The organism is Cohaesibacter sp. ES.047 (assembly GCF_900215505.1).
Lineage (GTDB): Bacteria > Pseudomonadota > Alphaproteobacteria > Rhizobiales > Cohaesibacteraceae > Cohaesibacter.
The window spans coordinates 3,910,180-3,929,142 of sequence record NZ_LT907844.1 but is presented as its reverse complement, the minus strand read 5'-3'; the positions used below and the strand labels follow the sequence as shown (position 1 = coordinate 3,929,142).

Annotated in this window: 13 protein-coding genes and 1 pseudogene; 6 read left to right on the top strand and 8 right to left on the bottom strand. The window is 55.2% G+C overall.

The features are described from left to right. Positions 1 to 15: 15 nt before the first annotated feature. Entirely contained in the window at positions 16 to 531 is a 516-nt protein-coding gene (locus tag CPH65_RS17910; RefSeq protein WP_096176491.1) for a single-stranded DNA-binding protein, read from the bottom strand. A 399-nt stretch (positions 532 to 930) separates the two neighbouring features. Between CPH65_RS17910 and uvrA the strand changes: the two genes are divergently transcribed. After that, the gene (uvrA, locus tag CPH65_RS17905) at positions 931 to 3,810 is read left to right on the top strand and encodes an excinuclease ABC subunit UvrA (protein ID WP_096176490.1); all 2,880 of its coding nucleotides are present in this window, start codon (positions 931 to 933) and stop codon (positions 3,808 to 3,810) included. Positions 3,811 to 4,468: 658 nt separating this feature from the next. After that, positions 4,469 to 4,621 (top strand): DUF1127 domain-containing protein, encoded by a 153-nt coding sequence (locus tag CPH65_RS17900; RefSeq protein ID WP_096176489.1) that lies wholly within the window; start codon positions 4,469 to 4,471, stop codon positions 4,619 to 4,621. Positions 4,622 to 4,928: 307 nt separating this feature from the next. Here CPH65_RS17900 and CPH65_RS17895 read toward each other — a convergent pair whose 3' ends face one another. Beyond that, entirely contained in the window at positions 4,929 to 5,561 is a 633-nt protein-coding gene (locus CPH65_RS17895) for a hypothetical protein (RefSeq protein ID WP_197703882.1), read from the bottom strand. Between the two features lie 179 nt (positions 5,562 to 5,740). Here CPH65_RS17895 and trmFO point away from each other — a divergent pair, with 179 nt between their 5' ends. Then, positions 5,741 to 7,183, top strand: coding sequence for a methylenetetrahydrofolate--tRNA-(uracil(54)-C(5))-methyltransferase (FADH(2)-oxidizing) TrmFO (trmFO, locus tag CPH65_RS17890; protein WP_096175119.1), 1,443 nt, complete (start codon positions 5,741 to 5,743; stop codon positions 7,181 to 7,183). Here the strand turns inward: trmFO and CPH65_RS17885 are convergent. The 4 genes and pseudogenes from CPH65_RS17885 to yajC all read right to left on the bottom strand — a co-directional run bounded on the left by CPH65_RS17885 (position 7,175) and on the right by yajC (position 11,620). Continuing rightward, positions 7,175 to 8,077, bottom strand: coding sequence for a squalene/phytoene synthase family protein (locus CPH65_RS17885; protein WP_096175118.1), 903 nt, complete (start codon positions 8,075 to 8,077; stop codon positions 7,175 to 7,177). The two genes, trmFO and CPH65_RS17885, sit on opposite strands and share 9 nt — an antisense overlap. Before the next feature lie 15 nt (positions 8,078 to 8,092). After that, positions 8,093 to 8,602: an Mth938-like domain-containing protein gene (locus CPH65_RS17880; RefSeq protein ID WP_371359348.1), complete on the bottom strand. Its 510-nt coding sequence runs from the start codon at positions 8,600 to 8,602 to the stop codon at positions 8,093 to 8,095. Between the two features lie 4 nt (positions 8,603 to 8,606). Continuing rightward, a pseudogene (gene secD / locus CPH65_RS25085) lies at positions 8,607 to 11,222 on the bottom strand (protein translocase subunit SecD). A 101-nt stretch (positions 11,223 to 11,323) separates the two neighbouring features. Beyond that, a complete protein-coding gene (gene yajC / locus CPH65_RS17870; protein WP_096175117.1) occupies positions 11,324 to 11,620 on the bottom strand; it encodes a preprotein translocase subunit YajC in 297 nt (98 codons plus the stop codon). A gap of 279 nt (positions 11,621 to 11,899) precedes the next feature. On the opposite strand from yajC, the gene CPH65_RS17865 reads away from it, so the two are divergent. The 3 genes from CPH65_RS17865 to CPH65_RS17855 all read left to right on the top strand — a co-directional run bounded on the left by CPH65_RS17865 (position 11,900) and on the right by CPH65_RS17855 (position 15,164). After that, positions 11,900 to 12,778, top strand: coding sequence for an ATP-binding protein (locus CPH65_RS17865; RefSeq protein ID WP_096175116.1), 879 nt, complete (start codon positions 11,900 to 11,902; stop codon positions 12,776 to 12,778). 49 nt (positions 12,779 to 12,827) lie between these two features. Beyond that, entirely contained in the window at positions 12,828 to 13,043 is a 216-nt protein-coding gene (locus tag CPH65_RS17860) for a hypothetical protein (protein ID WP_096175115.1), read from the top strand. Positions 13,044 to 13,481: 438 nt separating this feature from the next. Continuing rightward, positions 13,482 to 15,164 (top strand): methyl-accepting chemotaxis protein, encoded by a 1,683-nt coding sequence (locus tag CPH65_RS17855; protein ID WP_096175114.1) that lies wholly within the window; start codon positions 13,482 to 13,484, stop codon positions 15,162 to 15,164. Positions 15,165 to 15,343: 179 nt separating this feature from the next. On the opposite strand, the gene CPH65_RS17850 is transcribed toward CPH65_RS17855, so the two are convergent. Both CPH65_RS17850 and CPH65_RS17845 read right to left on the bottom strand, forming a co-directional pair. Continuing rightward, complete coding sequence (locus CPH65_RS17850; RefSeq protein WP_096175113.1) at positions 15,344 to 15,811, bottom strand: DUF1203 domain-containing protein; 468 nt, start codon at positions 15,809 to 15,811, stop codon at positions 15,344 to 15,346. A gap of 151 nt (positions 15,812 to 15,962) precedes the next feature. After that, positions 15,963 to 18,821 (bottom strand): valine--tRNA ligase, encoded by a 2,859-nt coding sequence (locus CPH65_RS17845; RefSeq protein WP_096175112.1) that lies wholly within the window; start codon positions 18,819 to 18,821, stop codon positions 15,963 to 15,965. Positions 18,822 to 18,963 lie beyond the last annotated feature (142 nt).

Here is an 18,963-nt window from a genome sequence, read left to right as displayed (position 1 = left end):
TGCCGTTGGTATCAATCAAAATGGAATGTCGTCGTCCATTTCGTCGCGGAAATTGCTCGATGGCTGGCTTGGGCTGGATTGCCGGCCATAGGATTCTTCTTGCGGCTCGCTGGCGAAGCTCCTGCCCGGCCCGCCGAAATCGTTGTTCTGCTGACCGGCAAAGCTGCCGCCGCCTTCATTGCGGTTGTCGAGCATGGTCAGGGTCGAGTTGAAGCCCTGTAGAACGACCTCCGTGGAATAACGATCCTGTCCGTTCTGATCCTGCCACTTGCGGGTCTGAATCTGGCCTTCAACATAGACCTTGGAACCCTTGCGCAAATAGCTCTCCGCAACACGGGCAAGCCCTTCACTGAAGATGACAACGCGGTGCCATTCGGTGCGCTCGCGGCGTTCGCCGGAATTGCGATCTTTCCAGTTTTCGGATGTTGCGATCGACAGGTTGACGATCTTCCGGCCGTCTTGCGTGGTGCGAATGTCGGGGTCAGCACCCAGATTGCCCACGAGAATGACTTTGTTGACGCTTCCGGCCATTGGTTTGTCCTTTGTCTGCTTCTGTCCGTCGCCTTTCGAGCTGACGTTGAGTTGGAGGTCAGCATAGGCGGGATTGGACGACAGTTCCATACGGGATTGGTTCAATCCCCATGCTTTGGTTGGGTCAATGGTGCGGTGTTCCATCTGACCCGCTGTGCATGATTGTAGAACAAAGTGTGTACAAAAGCTAGGCCAGACGCTAGTATGCGTGCACCGGAATCACCTTTGAAGCCTGATTGTCTTTGCAATTTATAACCCTATATGGGAGAGGAAGGCCATAAAACGGGTCTGAGGGATCACCCGGTGATCCAAGCAAAGCCCGACGACCGTACCATCCCGAACGACCAATCATACGACGAGCGGTTCAACCGTTCGACCGATAAATTGATAGATAGCGATATGGATAAGCCAGCAATTTCTTCGAACAAGTTCATTTCGATTCGCGGTGCCCGAGAACATAACCTGAAGAATGTCGACGTTGATATTCCGCGCGATCAATTGGTTGTCATGACCGGATTGTCAGGCTCGGGCAAGAGCTCGCTGGCGTTCGATACGATCTATGCAGAGGGCCAGCGCCGGTATGTAGAATCGCTGTCGGCCTATGCACGGCAATTTCTGGAAATGATGCAAAAGCCGGATGTCGACCAGATTGACGGCCTGTCTCCCGCCATCTCGATCGAGCAGAAGACCACCTCGCGCAATCCGCGCTCGACGGTGGGCACGGTCACTGAGATCTACGACTATTTGCGCCTGCTTTATGCCCGTGTTGGCATTCCCTACAGCCCGGCGACCGGGTTGCCGATTGAAAGCCAGACGGTCAGCCAGATGGTTGACCGGGTGATGGAGCTTCCCGAGAAAACCCGCTTTTTGCTGATGGCTCCCATCGTTCGCGGACGCAAGGGTGAATTTCGCAAGGAACTGGCCGAATTGGTCAAACGCGGTCTGACGCGTTTTCGGATCGACGGGCAGATGTATGATGACGGCGAGTTGCCGACACTCGACAAGAAATTCAAACACAATATTGATGTCGTCGTGCACCGGATGGTGGTCAAGGAAGGCATCGAGAAACGGCTGGCTGATTCGCTTGAACTCAGTCTTGAACTCGCCGAAGGCCTCGCGGTGGTCGAGCTGGTTGACGAAAAGACCGAAGACGGTGAGCCAAGGCAGATCACCTTTTCCGAAAAGTTTGCCTGCCCGGTCTCAGGGTTCACGATCTCCGAGATCGAGCCACGGCTGTTCTCGTTCAACAACCCGTTTGGTGCCTGCCCTGTTTGTGATGGGCTCGGCAGCGAGTTGAAAGTCAGCCCGGAGCTGGTCGTTCCGGACATGTCCCTTAGTCTCAAGGATGGCGCGATTGCGCCTTGGGCCAAGGGCACATCTCCCTTCTACCGCCAGACCCTCGATGCGCTCGCCAAACATTACGATTTTTCACTGACCGTGCCGTGGGAACAGCTTTCCTTCAAGGCGCAGGAAGTCCTTCTCTACGGCACCGGCAAGGAAAAGGTCCAGTTCGTCTATGACGATGGTGCCCGGTCCTACAAGACCCAGAAGCCGTTCGAAGGCGTGATCCCCAATCTCGAGCGCCGGTTTCGCGAGACCGAAAGCAACTGGTCGCGGGAAGAGATCAGCAAGTATCAATCAACCCATCCCTGCTCGGCCTGTGATGGGCACCGGCTGAAGCCGGAGGCGCTTGCAGTCAAGCTGGACGGGCGTCACATCTCGCAGATCGCGAGCCTGTCGATCCGTGAGGCGCGGCGGTGGGTCAACGAGTTGCCGGACACGCTGACACCCAAGCAGTTCGAGATTGCCGAACGGATCCTCAAGGAAATCCGCGAGCGCCTTGTCTTTCTCAATGACGTTGGGCTCGACTATCTGTCGATGTCGCGCAACTCTGGCACGCTTTCGGGCGGTGAAAGCCAACGCATTCGTCTTGCCTCCCAGATCGGGTCCGGTCTGACCGGTGTGCTGTACGTGCTTGATGAGCCGTCCATCGGTCTGCATCAGCGCGACAATGCGCGCCTCTTGGAGACCCTCAAACATCTGAGGGATCTGGGCAACACGGTGATTGTTGTCGAGCATGACGAGGATGCGGTGCTGACGGCTGATTATGTGATTGATGTTGGGCCTGGGGCCGGGATTCACGGTGGCCGGATCGTCAGTGAAGGCACCCCAGCTGAAATCATGGCCGACCCGGCTTCCCTGACGGGGCAGTATCTCTCCGGCGTCAAGGAAATCAGCGTCGACAACGATCTGCGCAAGGGCAAGAAAGGCAAGGCCATCAAGGTGGTCAACGCGCGCGGCAACAATCTCAAGAATGTCACAGCCTCGATTCCGCTCGGGACGTTTACGTGCGTGACCGGTGTGTCCGGCGGCGGCAAATCGACCTTTTTGATTGATACGCTCTACAAGGGCGCTGCGATGAAGCTCAATCGGGCGCGCAACATGCCCGCCCCGCATGACCGGATCGAGGGGCTGGAACATATCGACAAGATCATCGATATCGACCAATCGCCCATCGGGCGGACGCCGCGATCGAACCCGGCGACCTATACGGGCGCTTTCACGCCGATCCGGGACTGGTTTGCTGGCTTGCCCGAAGCGAAGGCGCGGGGCTATGCGCCCGGTCGCTTTTCCTTCAACGTCAAGGGTGGGCGTTGCGAGGCCTGTCAGGGCGACGGGGTGATCAAGATCGAGATGCACTTTCTGCCCGATGTCTATGTCACCTGCGACGTCTGCAAGGGGCATCGCTATAACCGCGAAACCCTCGAAGTGGAATTCAAGGGCAAATCCATTGCTGATGTTCTCGACATGACCGTCGATGAAGCTGCGGATTTCTTCTCGGCGGTGCCGTCGGTACGCGACAGGATGGTCACGCTCCAGCGTGTGGGGCTGGGATATATCAAGGTCGGCCAACCGGCCACCACCCTGTCGGGTGGCGAGGCCCAAAGGGTGAAACTCTCCAAAGAGCTATCGAAACGCTCGACCGGTCGAACCCTCTATATCCTCGATGAACCGACGACGGGCCTTCACTTCCATGATGTAGCGAAGTTGCTTGAGGTCCTGCATGAGCTGGTCAATCAGGGCAATACGGTTATCGTCATCGAGCATAATCTCGAAGTCATCCAGACTGCCGACTGGATTCTTGATCTTGGTCCAGAGGGTGGAGATGGAGGTGGTGAGATCGTCGCCGAAGGGACACCGGGCGATGTCATGGCGGTTGAACAGAGTTACACCGGGGTCTTCCTCAAGGAGATGCGCGACCGCCGGAAAAAGGTCTGACCGCAAGATGGTCTGACCGCGCCTCCCCCCGCCAATGCGTGTGCCATGCATTCGAGGACTCGAGAGAAATACTTATCCAGTCAGTGCCGAGGGCGGGTTTTTCGGTCGCTCGACCGGGTTAATATAAGTGCGTGACCTTATGCTGTCGCCTGATCCGATGCGCTTGATGCATGCTGGGCGGCAGGTTCTGCTTTTCTTCAACCCTTGCGCTGTGATGCACGGCAATTTGGCGATTCACTTGTCGTTGTGCGCCGCACCAAAGTGGTGTTTTCCCTGTTTCGCATAGCTCGATGCCTAGGTATTTCTCCGTTAAAACTGCCACTTTATGAGCTTGACAAACTGCACATACGTATAACTGCATATAATTTGGCCGATTTGCGCCCAATGCGTTTCTTCGGTGGTTTCGTTTTAAACCACTGAATTAAAGAGATAATATTTTCCGCTATGTGAAATTGATGGGGCGGCATGAAGTTCCATTCTTAAATTGCATGAGTTGCAAGGCAGCTATGCATTATCTTGCAATGCACATTAAAAAATTTTGCGCTATATATCAATTCAACGAAGCGAGGCGAGTGTTTTAGGCGTCTAGCGAATAGATCTCGCAGAAGAACGAACTTGTACCACGACTGAGTTAAACATCTTAACTAGAGGATAGATGATGATTGACAATGTTATTCATAGCTATCGTCAGTGGCGCAATTACCGTGACACAGTCGATGAGCTTAGCCGTTTGAGCAGCCGCGATTTCGAAGAAGTCGGCATCAGCCGCGCTGACATTACCCAGATCTCTCGCAGATCTGTCGGACGATAAAATTCAGGAATTCAGACTTCTACCTCCTCCCAGAAGTCTGGACAGTTTCAAAACGTCTCCTCCCCGTTTTGGAACACCATTAGAAGCCCACCGGACCTCCTCCCCCGGTGGGCTTTCTTCTTTTCAGACCATCCCCTTCCAATTCATGGCTCCAGCAATCCTGGAACTGGCGCAGTTTCTGCCGCGGTTGCATACTGCATGCATGTCAAACCGTCCTTGCACATCATGGCGATGCGCATGAGAAACCGTGCCTTCTGTTGTCACAGTAAGGTACACTAGGGTGAAAACAGCTGGATGGTGTTTTTGATCAGGAGGAAGTTGACTCGCTCAACCAGACGTCAAGTGGCTTGATAACCGGGAAGACACCGTTGTCGAACTTCCAGCTGTCGACCGCGTAGCGCTTGCCACTTTTCTTGTTCTTGATAACGGCTGTTGCGTGAGGATAGCGACCATCCAGAAAAAAGCCGCGAGCGACGGGGGCCTGATACTTGTAGTGTGTCAGCAAACCGTGCTTTTGCGCGAAGACGAGAAGGGATGTGGTGTTGCTGGCTTCGTCGATGCAATCCATTTGGCCGGGCACGCCGGAATTGTACATATCAAGGCCGCCCTTGTCCTTGTCGGATCCGACTGCCGGGCCGACACGCTTTTCGAACCAGACGACAGCCTTGCCGATGGCCTTGCGCTCTGCTTTCGGGCTTCTCTTACCCCGTGCAAGAATGCGCTTAAGTTTTCTGATGTCCTTTTTTGTCGGATGGAATGCATATTTGAGTTTGCAACCGAAGGCGTGACAGACATAAATGGTCGACTTGGTCACCGGACGATTGTTCATCGTCTTGATCCAGCGATCGGGCGAATCCGACTTTTGTGTTGCACAGCTGCCAAGGGCTGTTGCGACGATAAGGGCGAGCAAGGATCTGTTCCACTTTGATATGGCGACCATTATTTTTTGCGAATCCCTTGGCTGGTTAGAATTTCTAACTGAGATATCACTTCGAATTGTTCCTGCCAATTGCAAATCGGCGGGTTTCAAGGGCATCGCGGTCTTGAATTTTGATGTAGGAGTGGTAGTAGTCCCATTTCGTCAGAACAGCTTTTCTCGCGTGTTTTGACAATGCACTCATGCAATCGGAAGGACCGGACAAGGTGAAGCAATCCAACAGACCCGTTACGATTATCGGAGCCGGCCTTGCCGGTTCGGAAGCCGCCTGGCAGCTTGCAAACCATGGCATTCCGGTCGTCCTTCACGAAATGCGCCCGGTAAAGTCGACGGATGCGCATGTGACGGACCATTGCGCCGAACTCGTGTGTTCCAATTCGTTCCGCTCGGATGACCATGAAGCGAATGCCGTGGGCCTTCTGCATCAGGAAATGCGGGAGGCGCAGTCCCTGATCATGACGGCGGCTGATGCCAATGCGATCCCCGCAGGGGGGGCCTTAGCCGTTGCGCGTGAGGCTTTTTCGGAAGCTGTCACCGAGAAACTTCATGCCCATCCCCTGATTGCGATCGAGCGCGGCGAGGTGGATTCACTCCCCGACCCGGATGATGGCCTCAGTCTCGTGGCAACGGGACCGCTGACGTCCGAAGCCTTGTCGCAATCGATCCTTGCGGCAACGGGCGAAGAAGCCCTTGCCTTTCATGATGCGATTGCGCCGATCATTCATTTTGACTCAATCAACATGGACAAGGCCTGGTTTCAGTCGCGCTACGACAAGAAGGGACCAAACGGCACGGGCGCGGACTATATCAATTGCGCCATGAATGAAGATGAGTATCGCGCGTTCATCGAAGCGATGCTGGCAGCAGAGAAAACCGAATTCAAGGATTGGGAAAAGGCGGCCTATTTCGACGGCTGTCTGCCCATTGAGGTGATGGCGGAGCGGGGATATGAAACGCCGCGCTTCGGTCCGATGAAACCGGTTGGTTTGACCAATCCGCACAAGCCCGATGAAGATCCATACGCTGTTGTGCAGTTGCGTCAGGATAACAAGCTGGGCACGCTTTTCAACATTGTCGGCTTTCAAACCAAAATGAAATATGGCGCGCAAGCAGAGGTCTTCCGCATGATTCCCGGCCTTGAAGAGGCGCAATTTGCCCGGCTGGGCGGCATTCACCGCAACACGTTCCTCAATTCACCCAAGCTGCTTGATGAGACCCTGCGCCTTAAATCGCGCCCATCCCTGCGCTTTGCTGGCCAGATCACGGGTTGCGAGGGTTATGTGGAATCCGCCGCCATCGGCCTGTTGGCGGGACGGTTCATCGCGGCTGAAATCCATGGGTGTGATTTGTTGCCACCGCCTGAAACCACCGCCTTTGGCGCGCTGCTTGGCCACATCACGGGTGGGCATCTGATCGATTCAAATGGTGGTCGACGGTCCTTCCAGCCGATGAACGTCAATTTCGGCCTTTTCCCGCCTGCAGAGTTTTCGCGGCGGCGAGAGGATGGGTCCAAGATGCGCGGTGTTGAGAAGCAGCTTTCCAAGAAGAAGGCCCAGACCCACCGAGCCTTGCAGGATGTTCGTGTCTGGCTTGACACGATCGCAATGTCTGATGCACTAGCCTAAAGCGGCCATGCGGACGACGCTCGCATAAAGCCGCCAATTGGGGACTTTGAGCGCAGCGAGAGGTGCTTTTTCTCGTTTTTTGAGCAGGAGAGCAGCGGGCGCCAGCATGAGATAGGCAGGCAGCAGATGCGCCTGACCTTCCGATTTTGCGGGTCGGAGGTAGGCTATCGCCTTGCTGTGATGCGCGTCAGCCAATTGGCACAAGTCTCTGATTGCGCTAGATAGTGCGGTCTCTTGTTTTCCTGCCCAAATATCATTGGTGGATAGCCCATAACGCGAAAATACCTCGACTGGCAGGAACAGTCTTTGATGGCCTGCGTCTCGCTGCCAATTGTAGAGATGGTTCGACAGGCTGATTGCCATGCCAGCATGTCCGGACAAATCAGCAATGGAGGTGAGCGGCTTGCCGTCATTGAGAATTTGCGCTGCGAGCATGAGCGGCAGCGCCCCTGTTTCCCCGGCATAGGTTTCATAGGCAGCGAGATCCGGCATCGGGTCGTTGTAAAGATCGAACCGTCGCGCTTCAAGAATGTGCGTAAAAGTCGCCAGTGGCAATTGATATTGCCTGATCACGGATCGGATTGCCGAGGCAAGTGGGCCGATATTGGCTGCGCCACATCCTTGCGCATCTCGTACCTGAGTATCCCCCGTTGCAGTCGCTTCGAGCGTATCCTTCCACCACTGTAGGCGGATTTCACCCATAGCGGGTTCCGAAATCTGTTGAGATAGACGGGCAATCTCTGCAAGAAAGGCATAAAGCACCATCAGGGCGGGGCGATGCACATCCGGCGCGACCAACGCAATGAAATGGGCGAGCGGATCGGTTCGCTTCACCTCGGTCTGACAAAATGCAAAAGATGGATCGGTCGCATTCCTATGGTCGATCCGTGCCATGACCTCGCCCTCCCGTCAATCCACTGGCAAGAGAGCAGCAGCGACGGCACGATCCTCTGACAACAGGATGTTGAGAGTGCGAACAGCCGCGCCGGTGTCCATGATATCCAGCTTGATGCCTTCGGCGCGAATGGCGCTGCAAAGAGCGGGGTCGGGTGGAGTCAGTGTCTTACCAGTGCCAATGAGGAGGATTTCGATCTCGTCCTTTTCCTTCATCAAAGCCGCGAGGCTCTGAAGCGTCGGTGTTTCTTCCACATCCCAGCGTCTGATGCCGCTTGGCAGGAACAACAGCGCGCCTTGATGGGACATGGTGCCAAATCGAAACCCGCCATCGCCATAATAGTCGATGGGGTCATGGCCGGGGTAGAAGACTTCGGTCATCTCAAGGCCGGCTGCCAGCGCGACGGCGTTTTCAACGTGTCCGTCAGACTGGTCTGCGAAATCGGGCAGGTTTGTGCCCTGCCCGATTTCGGATTTTGGGGTCGCGGGCGTGTCTTTGTTGCCCTTGAGCCATTTGAAAATCATGCAACTAAGATGCTGTCACGTTGCCGGATCCGTCTGTTTCTTCCTCTTGGTGCACCTGTTCAGCACGCAGATTGAGGAAGATGAGCAGCGGCGCCGCGATGAAGATCGAGGAATAGGTGCCGACAAAAACACCCCAGATCATCGCGAAGGTGAAGGATCGAATGACCTCACCACCGAGGAAATAGAGCGAACCAAGCGCAAGCAGGGTTGTCACGGACGTCAGCAAGGTCCGGGATAGCGTCTGGTTGATCGAAAGGTCGAGTACCTCTTTGAGCGGCTTTTTCTTGTATTTGCGAAGATTTTCGCGAATGCGGTCATAGACCACCACGGTATCGTTGAGCGAATAGCCCACGATCGTCAGGATTGCGGCGATGGTTGTCAGGTTGAATTCGATCTGCAGCAAGGCGAACACACCGATGGTCAAGAGCACGTCATGCACCGTTGCGACCACCGCACCGAGGGCGAATTGCCATTCAAACCGGAACCAGATGTAGACCAGTACGGCAAAGAGTGCGGATAGCACCGAGATGGTCCCGGCGCTTGCCAGCTCACCAGACACACGGGGCCCGACCACCTCGACACGGCGATAATCGACGCTGCTGCCGAGGGTTTCCTTGACCTGATCGACGACGAGCTGTTGTGCCTCTTCGGCGCTCAGTTCGTCGGTTGGCTCCTGGGTCTGAATCCGGATGAGGACATCATCGGGTGCCCCGAATTCCTGTACCTCGACATCGCCAAGGTCTAGCGCGTTTAGATTGGCTCGGATGTTGGCAACATCTGCAGTCTCTTCCGCGGTCTTGATTTCGATGAGCGTTCCGCCCTTGAAGTCGATACCGAAGTTGAGGTTGAAGATCAGATAGAGCACCATCGAGGCAACGATGAGCAATGAGGACATCGGGAAGCTCCAATAACGGTGCTTCATGAAGCCGATGTGGGTGCCATCCGGGATAAATCGAATAGGTTTCATGAGATTATCTCCGGTCGGTCAAATGGGCAAGCCGGACGGACGGCGATACTTGAGCCAAGTCGCGACCAGCAGGCGGTTCAGGGTGAAGGCGGAGAAAACGGTCGTCAAAATACCAACGGCCAGCGTCACCGCGAAGCCTCTCACAGGGCCGGAGCCAAGGGAGAAGAGGATCACGGCAGCAATGAAGGTGGTAATGTTGGCGTCCAGAATTGTCCCAAGCGCGCGGCTGTAACCGGCGTCGATGGCGGCAATGGTTGAACGTCCGAAATTGTTTTCTTCGCGTATGCGTTCATAGATCAGCACGTTGGCATCCACTGCCATACCGACCGTCAGCACGATACCGGCGATACCGGGCAGTGTCAGTGTTGCTCCAAGCCCTGACAGGACTCCGAGGAGCAGGGTGACGTTGAAGACCAGCGAGACGTTGGCAAAAAAGCCAAACAGGCCATAGCTGATGAACATGAAGACGACGACTGCGGCTGCGCCAACCAGACCAGCCACCTCACCAGCTTCGATTGAGTCCTGGCCGAGGCCCGGGCCAACGGTCCGCTCTTCGACAATCGTCAGGTCGGCAGGTAGAGCCCCCGCCCGCATCAGCACGGCCAGATCGTTGGCGCTGTCCACCGTGAACGAGCCGGAAATGACCCCGGAGCCACCACGAATGGGTTCACGAATGGAAGGGGCCGAAATCACTTCATTATCGAGGACAATGGCGAAAGGACGGCCAACGTTGCGCTCGGTCACGCGGGCGAACTTGGTCGCGCCAGAGGTGTTGAAGCGGAAGGAGACGACCGGTTCGTTTGTCTGCGGATCAAAGGACGGTTGCGCATCGTCGAGCTCATCGCCGGAAATCAGGACCCGTTTCTGAACCAGATACGGGGTGCGCTGATTTTCGGGCAGCGGATTCTGCGGATCTGCCGTTTCATACAGAACTTCGGAGTCAAGCGGTGGGCGGGATTGCAGTGCCGACTCGGCGGACATGGTTGTATCGACCATGCGGAAGGTGAGCTTCGCAGTCGACTCCAGAATATTCTTCAGGCGATCCGCGTCCTGCAGCCCGGGAACCTGAACCAGTATGCGGCTTTCGCCTTCACGCTGAATGGATGGTTCCGTTGTGCCCAGTTCGTCGACGCGTCGGCGGATAACCTCGATGGACTGAGACACAGCATTGGAGACGCGAGTGGAAATGCCCTCTTCGGTCAAGGAAAGACGGAAGATACCATCGTCGCTGACATTGAGTTCGGCTTCGTTTGCTCCGCCACCGGTCAGCATGTTGCTGGCAACCGGCTGGACGAGCGTTCTCAATTTGGTGGTTGCTGCATCAATATCCGCCAAGTCCCTCAGACGGACCTGAACCGCGTTTTTGCGGATCGCAAGGCCGGTATAGCCGATCTTGTCCTCGCGCAGCAGCGTGCGGACATCCCCACGCAGGATATCAAGGCGCTCACGGATCACGCCTTCCTCTTCGACCTGAAGCAGGATATGAGCCCCACCCTGCAAATCGAGGCCCAAAACCAACTTTCCGTTGGGGAGCCAGGAGGGATAATATTCATTCAAGGTTTTGTCGGAAAAGAGATTGGGCAAAGACAAAAGAATACCACAGAGTACTGTGGCTAGCACCAATCCCACCTTCCATTTGGCGAAATGTAGCATGCGGCAATCCTACCATATTGGCAGAGCACCCGGTTTGTGATCCGGGTGCGTTGGGTCATTATCAGGGGCTGATCCCTGTCGAGATCAAGAGGGGTGCGCGATTATTTCGCGTCCCCAGCCGGCTCGCCTTTGGCGCGGACTTCGGCGATGTTCCGGCGAACGATCTTGACTTTGACGCCGTCTGCAATTTCTACCGTGATTTCATTTTCGTCTGTCGCATTGGTGATCTTGGCAACAAGACCGCCTGAGGTCACGATGGTGTCGCCGCGGCGCACGTTCGCAACCATTTCTGCATGCTTTTTCACCTGCTGGCGCTGCGGACGAATGATCAGGAAATACATGATCACGAAGATCAGGACAAAGGGCAGAATTTGTAGCACGGGACTGGTAGCGTCCATCGAAGACTCCTTTTGCGACCCCACGCTTATCGCTCGGGCGCTTACTGAATTATGTCGGACCACCCGGGGTGGCCACCGTTTGATTTGAGCGGACTATAGCGTTCCAAACGGACTTTGCAAACATCGCGTTTGGCGGTTTGCAAGGCGCGGTCCAACTCTGCTAATCAGGGCCTAGACATAATGATCCTTTTGACAAGATGAAAGGGAAAAAGGGCAACTATTGACCCTTTATCGCCGACTTCGTTTGTCAGAGTCGAAATATTTGGAGTTGGATAGCCCATGTCAGCCGTTGAGTTGGAAAAAATCGCCGCTTTATTACAAAATATTCATGCAGCAATCGAGCGGGCGGTGCCGCCCAAGCAGGAGCCCACTGATCTTTCAGCAGCAGATGCGTTTGTCTGGCATGCCACCCCTGCCCCACACTTACAGCCCGTCTCCAGAGTCAATCGCGTAGCACTCTCCATGCTCAAGGCGGTTGATCGCAACCGGGACATGATTTTGGAAAACACGCGGCGGTTCAGTCTGGGGCTTCCAGCAAACAACGCGCTGTTATGGGGTGCGCGCGGCATGGGCAAGAGCTCATTGGTCAAGGCCTGTCATGCGCAGGTCAATGAGGAGCGGTCCGGGGAACTTGCTCCGCTCAAGCTGATCGAGATTGCGCGTGAGGATATCGAAACCTTGCCAATCTTGATGAACATTCTGCGCGGCCGGGACGAGCAATGCATCCTCTTTTGTGACGATCTGTCGTTTGATACCGGTGACACCGCCTACAAGTCCCTGAAGGCCGTGCTTGATGGCGGCATTGAGGGGCGCCCGGACAATGTGCTCTTCTATGCGACTTCGAACCGTCGCCATTTGATGCCGAGGGACATGATCGAGAACGAGCGGTCCACTTCAATCATGCCCAGTGAAAGCGTGCAGGAAAAGGTCTCCCTTTCAGATCGGTTCGGTCTCTGGATCGGGTTTCACAATTGCAGCCAGAGCGACTATCTCGATATGGTCAATGGTTATGTGTCGGAATACGGCATCGAGGTTGACGCGGACGAGCTTCGGGCATCAGCCCTTGAATGGGCCACGACGCGTGGTTCCCGATCTGGCCGCGTCGCGTGGCAGTTCATTCAGGAACTGGCCGGAGCGAAGGGTGTCAAGTTGGGGTGAGGTTCGCCGAGGGCTTGTTCGCAGCGCTGCACATGGCTATCATCCGTTCATGAAAATTCTTCTCTACATCGTCGCAGCTATTGCGTTTGTCATTCCATTTTTTGCATGGATGTATCTAGTCGGCCTCGCGAATGCGTTTGGTAGTGTCAATGCCACACAGACGTTCAGTTCGGCTGACTATTTTGATTTGGGTTTCTTGGCTTTCGCAGCCGTGCCTTGGCTTATCAGCATCGTCTGTGTGTTTTTTGCGTCGAGAATGCCTTGAGCTTAATGCCTTGATTGTGTCTGCACTCTCACTTTGCGGCCCCTTTGACAGGATTGCGAACTCTTGCAGCCGCAAGATTAGCTACTGTACATCTTGCGATGTTGCCGGTTCGCATATTTCCTTGAAATGACGGGACTTGATAGAATCGATGCGTTAACCAGTCGTACTGGCAGGGCGGCGTGATTGTTTCGATTGTTGCTGGATGGTTTCCAAAGACAAGCGTTCCTAGAAAAATGCCTAAGTACATGTACTTCAACGACAAATTTACTTGCAGTCACGTGGGAATTGCTGTTGCCGATTAATGGTTTTTTCATACGACTTTAGCATAGATCAGATCTAGAAGGTTATAGCCAAAACACCATTTCTAGGCTTTGTGGTTCCGCCAGGAAGTTTAGTTATTTCGATCTAAATGATCGGTTTCTGGTCGGAGAAGATGACATGAACTGGTTCCTCAAGACAGTATCCGCAAAGCTTTATGGGCTTGTGTTCTTTTTCAGCATTGCTTTTGTGAGCATGCTCGCATTCCAGATGTGGATGCTTGACATAAACCTGCACGACTTCAAGAAGCAAGAAGTCAAGTCCGTGGTGGAAGCGGCCTACAATATTGCCAACCAGCACTACCAGATGGCGCAAAGCGGCAAGCTTAGCGAAGCTGAAGCCATGGAAAGGGCAAAAGATGCATTGCGTGGCATACGCTATGCAAAAAATGACTATGTGTTCGTCTACGACTTCGATGCGACCACTGTGGTACTTCCTAGCAAGCCACACCTGGAAGGCGTGAACAGAGCTGACGACCGCGATGCCAACGGCAAGTATCATGTCAAGGAAATTATCAATACCGCACAGCAAGATGGCGGCGGTTATGTGGATTATACTCTGAAAAATTCTGATGGCGAAAAATACAAAAAGCTTAGCTATGTAAAGGCGTTTAATCCTTGGGGTTGGGTTTTCGGATCTGGCGTCTTGTTGACGGATGTTGACGATGCTTTCGTTTCCTCGGCGATCGAAAGTGGCAGCATCGCAGCCATTTTGATAACCATTTGCGCCGTAATGGGGTTCTTGCTGGCACGTGCAATTGCAACGCCGATCAGGGGGCTGAATAGCTCCATGTTGGCGATTGCTGGCGGCGATCACGATGTTCAGGTGAACGGAACCGATCGGGCGGATGAGATCGGTGATATGAGCCGTGCGGTCGAGACCTTCTGTCAAAATGCAGTCGAACGCAAGCGGCTCGAATCTGAAACCGGCCAGAACTCCGAAAGGCAGAAGCAGCGCATGGCGCGTCTCGAAACCCTCATCCACTCGTTCCGGGGGAATGCTGATCGTGCATTGGAACTGGTCAGTCACAACACCGAAAAAATGGATGAGGCTGCTGGCAGGGTGAAAAGCATTGCGGCTGAGACGGAGCATGAGACGATGGCTGCCGCCAGCGCCGCGGAGGAAGCGACCAGCAATGTCGAGAATGTTGCGTCTGCAACGGAAGAATTGACCGTGTCCATCTCCGAAATCATGGGACAGGCGACAAGAAGCAAGGACATGGTCGCAAAGGCCAATGCCGGTGCGGAAGAATCCAATCACAAAGTAGCGAGCCTCGAAGTGGCCTCTCACAAGATCGGTGAGGTCGTCAGTCTCATTCAGGCGATTGCGGAACAGACGAACCTGTTGGCGCTGAATGCGACGATTGAAGCTGCTCGTGCTGGCGAGGCTGGTCGGGGCTTTGCCGTTGTTGCCGCAGAGGTCAAGGAGCTTGCTACCCAGACCTCCAAGGCAACCGAGGAAATCAGCGCTCAGGTTAGCGCCATTCAGTCCTCAACCAATGAGACGCTGACGTCGATCACCGGGGTTTCGGAGATCATGCGCGAAGTCGATATGTACACGACTGCCATTTCCACCGCTGTCGAGCAACAGGGCGCGGCAACCGGTGAGATTGCGTCCAATGTTCAGGAAGCCGCTCAGGGTACGCAATCAGCAACGGCCAATATGCATGCGGTAAGCGGCAAGGCACGAGACACCACCGGTTCAGCCGATGTCGTGTTGACCGCAGTGACGGAAATGAAAGTCAGCACCGATGAATTGAAAGGCCTTATCGGTGAATTTCTTGACGAGGTCAGCGCTGCATAGCAAAGGCCTTTCAAGCAAAGTCTCTCCCGTTAATGAAAGAACCCCGGCGACATGCTCGTCGGGGTTTTTCGCACTGCGGTCGGTCTTGAATGGGTCGAGATGACTAGTCGCCTCTCAAGGCTTGGCGAGGTCGACCGAGGCTAAAACCATGAGGCCCAAAGTTCTGAAAAGAACCAGCGCTATGCTCGGTCAATCCGGGCAGCAAAGCATCCTTGCTTGGCGTAGTGGGCGTGAATGTAGCGCACCGAACTAGCCGAAAACATTTCCTTGATGGTCGCCGCGATCTCTTCGCCGGTCGCCAGATCAGCGGTGAGCATCATGTCGGCTTCGTCAAAGGCTCTCAGAGCAATCATGCGCCGCTTCATCACATCAGGCACAATATCGGTCAGAGAGGTCGCCTCTTTTGCGTCTTCCCAAACATAGATGGCGTGGGAGGAGCGATAGGGCGACGACGTTGGCAGGTGCTCGTAATTGAGCAGTATGGCACTCTCTCCGATGTCGAGATCGCGCAAGCAGATGCGGTCTGGCAAGCCCGGGTTGTTCGTTGCCACATGCCGCACCGCGTTGTGCTGCGCCAGCGCCTCATCTGAGAGGCCGAAGAGATGGCGAAAGCGGTCTGGGCTGAGGCCTTCGATGCGGAAGCTCATGGGGGAGATCCTTTAAAAGTCGTGATTTTTGGGATCTTCCCCTGCCCTTCACGCCCATGCAGCCCGTTTCTTGCTTATCCAGATGGACGCAACAAAAAAGCCCCGGTGAACGGCTCCACCGGGGCTTTGATAATAGTCGAGTTCAACAGGCCTAACTGGCGGCCAGAATGCGATCAAGCGCTTCCTGAACCTTGGCTTTGAGAGCATTTTGCTCTTGAAGCTTTGCTTTCTGTTCTGCGACGATTTCCTCAGGCGCATTGGCGAGGAATTTCTCGTTGCCGAGCTTGGCTTCGAACTTGGCCGCGACCTTGGCGATCTTGTCGAGCTCTTTCTCCAGACGCGCCTTCTCTGCGGCAAGGTCAATGACACCTGCAAGCGGCAGACAGACGGTGGCTTCGCCGACAACAACCTGAGCTGAACCTTGAGGAACCGTGTCGGAGACCTTGATGTCTTCACAGCGCGCAAGGCGTTTGATGACGGCGTCCTGAGCGGCAAGGCGGGCCTTGGTTTCATCCGATGCGCCGACGATTTCCAGTTTTAGCTGGGTCGACGGGGTGATGTTCATCTCTGAGCGGATCGAGCGAACCGCAGAAATGAAGTCGACCATCCAGTTGATCTCATCGGCTGCACCGGTATCCGGGATGGAATAGCTCGGCCAGTCTTCAAGTGCCAGCAAGCTGTTGCGTTGCGGGCCACTCTTGCCGGTCTCCGCCCAAAGCTCTTCGGTGATGTAGGGCATGATCGGATGCAGCAGCAGGCAGATCTGATCGAGAACCCAAGCCGCGCAGGCCTGAGTTTCCGTTTTGGCTGCGCTGTCTTCCTCGGTCTGCAACACCGGTTTGGACAGCTCGATATACCAGTCGCAATAAAGGTTCCAGACAAAGCGATAGAGCGTGTTTGCCGCATCATTGAAACGATAGGTCTCAATGGCGTCGGACACCTCATCGGCTGTCTTGGACAGCTCAGTGACGATCCACTGATTGACCGTTTCCTTGACGGCGGTCGGGTCGAAGCCTTCTGAGCGCGCGCAGCCGTTCATCTGGGTGAAGCGGGTGGCGTTCCACAGCTTGGTGCCGAAGTTGCGATAACCGGCGACCCGGCTGGTGGCCAGCTTGATGTCGCGCCCTTGAGCGGCCATGGCCGTGAGGGTGAAGCGGACCGCATCGGCCCCATATTCGTCGACCAGATCAAGCGGATCAATCACGTTGCCCTTGGATTTGGACATCTTGGCGCCGTGCTCATCACGGACCAGCGCATGAACATAGACCGTGTGGAACGGTTCTTTCTTCATGAAATGCATGGACATCATCATCATGCGGGCAACCCAGAAGAAGATGATATCAAAGCCGGTTACGAGAACGTCGGTCTGATAATAGCTCTCAAGCTCGGGCGTTTTGTCGGGCCAGCCAAGGGTTGAGAATGGCCAGAGCGCAGAGGAGAACCACGTGTCGAGAACGTCCTCATCGCGGGTCAGTTCGACATCCTTGCCGAATTTTTCTTTGGCCTGAGCCTTGGCTTCGGCCTCATCATAGGCAACGAAGACAGATTCTTCGGGTCCATACCATGCCGGGATCTGATGGCCCCACCAGAGCTGGCGCGAGATGCACCATGGCTCGATGTTTTCCATCCACTCGAAGTAGGTCTTCTCCCAGTTCTTGGGAACGAAGTTCGTGCGGCCTTCCTTGACCGATGCAATGGCGGGTTTGGCCAAGGTCTTGGCGTCGGCAAACCACTGGTCCGTCAGCATCGGTTCGATGACGACGCCGGAGCGGTCGCCGAACGGCTGCATTATCTTCTTGCTTTCAACGAACGGGATCTCGTTGCCTTCATCGTCCTTGGTGAAAACGCAGAGGCCTTCTTCGTTGATGGCTTCGACGATCTTCTTGCGCGCTTCAAAGCGATCAAGGCCGCGATATTCATCCGGAACAAGGTTGATGGAATCGACGAATGCTTCATCGGGAAGCTCGCCGGTTTTCGCAAGTTTTACAGCTTCTTTCGCGCAGAACTCATAGGGTGCGCCATCGGCGCGCAAGGCGGCCTTCTCGTCCATCAGACGATAAAGCGGGATCTTGTTGCGGCGAGCAACCTGATAGTCGTTGAAGTCGTGGGCGCCGGTGATTTTAACCGCACCGGAGCCGAAATCGGGATCGGGATATTCATCTGTGATGATCGGGATCAGGCGGCGGTGTTCTTTGGGGCCGACCGGGATTTCGCACAACTTGCCAAGGATCGGTGCATAGCGCTCATCGGACGGATGAACGGCAACGGCACCATCGCCCAGCATGGTTTCGGGGCGCGTTGTGGCAATCGAGATATAGTCGCGCTCTTCTTCAAAGATGACGTTGCCGTCTTCATCCTTCTCGACATAGGTGTAGGTTTCCCCACCAGCGAGCGGATATTTGAAGTGCCACATGTGGCCGTCGACTTCTGTATTCTCGACTTCGAGATCGGAAATCGCGGTTTCGAATTTGGGGTCCCAGTTAACGAGGCGCTTACCGCGGTAGATCAGGCCCTCATTATAGAGCTCGATGAAAACCTTCTGAACGGCTTTCGAGAGGCCCTCGTCCATGGTGAAGCGTTCGCGCGACCAGTCAGCGGTCGCTCCAAGGCGGCGGAGCTGATTGAAGATGGTTCCGCCAGACTCGGCCTTCCATTCCCAGACGCGGTCGATGAATTTTTCGCGGCCCATATCGCGGCGGCTCGGCTCGTTGTTGGCGGCCAACTGGCGCTCGACAACCATCTGCGTGGCGATGCCTGCATGGTCCATGCCGGGCTGCCACAAAACGTCCCTACCCTTCATGCGGTAGTAGCGGATCATGACGTCCTGCAGGGTGTTGTTGAGAGCGTGGCCCATGTGCAGGGACCCGGTCACATTCGGCGGCGGGATCACGATGCAGAAACTGTCCTGCCCGTCTTTCTTGCCAGCACCAGCCTTGAAGGCACCAGCCTGTTCCCATGCCTCGTACAAGCGCGGCTCAACGGCCGCAGCATCGAATGTTTTCTCCAGCATTGTTCTTCCATATCGCAGGGCTTGCCAAAGCCAGAGCGCTTTGGCGGCCTGTCCATCTAGAGTCCCGATCGGCTTCACTCAGTGTTGGTGAAACGGATCGCACACTGTCTCGGGTAAGGTGTAAATCCCATTCTCCCCATGC

What these genes read in the sequence shown, in the direction of transcription:
- CPH65_RS17910 (WP_096176491.1), bottom strand. Translation starts at nt 531, where the DNA reads ATGGCCGGAAGCGTCAACAAAGTCATTCTCGTGGGCAATCTGGGTGCT.
- uvrA (WP_096176490.1), top strand. Translation starts at nt 931, where the DNA reads ATGGATAAGCCAGCAATTTCTTCGAACAAGTTCATTTCGATTCGCGGT.
- CPH65_RS17900 (WP_096176489.1), top strand. Translation starts at nt 4,469, where the DNA reads ATGATTGACAATGTTATTCATAGCTATCGTCAGTGGCGCAATTACCGT.
- CPH65_RS17895 (WP_197703882.1), bottom strand. Translation starts at nt 5,561, where the DNA reads ATGGTCGCCATATCAAAGTGGAACAGATCCTTGCTCGCCCTTATCGTC.
- trmFO (WP_096175119.1), top strand. Translation starts at nt 5,741, where the DNA reads ATGCAATCGGAAGGACCGGACAAGGTGAAGCAATCCAACAGACCCGTT.
- CPH65_RS17885 (WP_096175118.1), bottom strand. Translation starts at nt 8,077, where the DNA reads ATGGCACGGATCGACCATAGGAATGCGACCGATCCATCTTTTGCATTT.
- CPH65_RS17880 (WP_371359348.1), bottom strand. Translation starts at nt 8,602, where the DNA reads ATGATTTTCAAATGGCTCAAGGGCAACAAAGACACGCCCGCGACCCCA.
- yajC (WP_096175117.1), bottom strand. Translation starts at nt 11,620, where the DNA reads ATGGACGCTACCAGTCCCGTGCTACAAATTCTGCCCTTTGTCCTGATC.
- CPH65_RS17865 (WP_096175116.1), top strand. Translation starts at nt 11,900, where the DNA reads ATGTCAGCCGTTGAGTTGGAAAAAATCGCCGCTTTATTACAAAATATT.
- CPH65_RS17860 (WP_096175115.1), top strand. Translation starts at nt 12,828, where the DNA reads ATGAAAATTCTTCTCTACATCGTCGCAGCTATTGCGTTTGTCATTCCA.
- CPH65_RS17855 (WP_096175114.1), top strand. Translation starts at nt 13,482, where the DNA reads ATGAACTGGTTCCTCAAGACAGTATCCGCAAAGCTTTATGGGCTTGTG.
- CPH65_RS17850 (WP_096175113.1), bottom strand. Translation starts at nt 15,811, where the DNA reads ATGAGCTTCCGCATCGAAGGCCTCAGCCCAGACCGCTTTCGCCATCTC.
- CPH65_RS17845 (WP_096175112.1), bottom strand. Translation starts at nt 18,821, where the DNA reads ATGCTGGAGAAAACATTCGATGCTGCGGCCGTTGAGCCGCGCTTGTAC.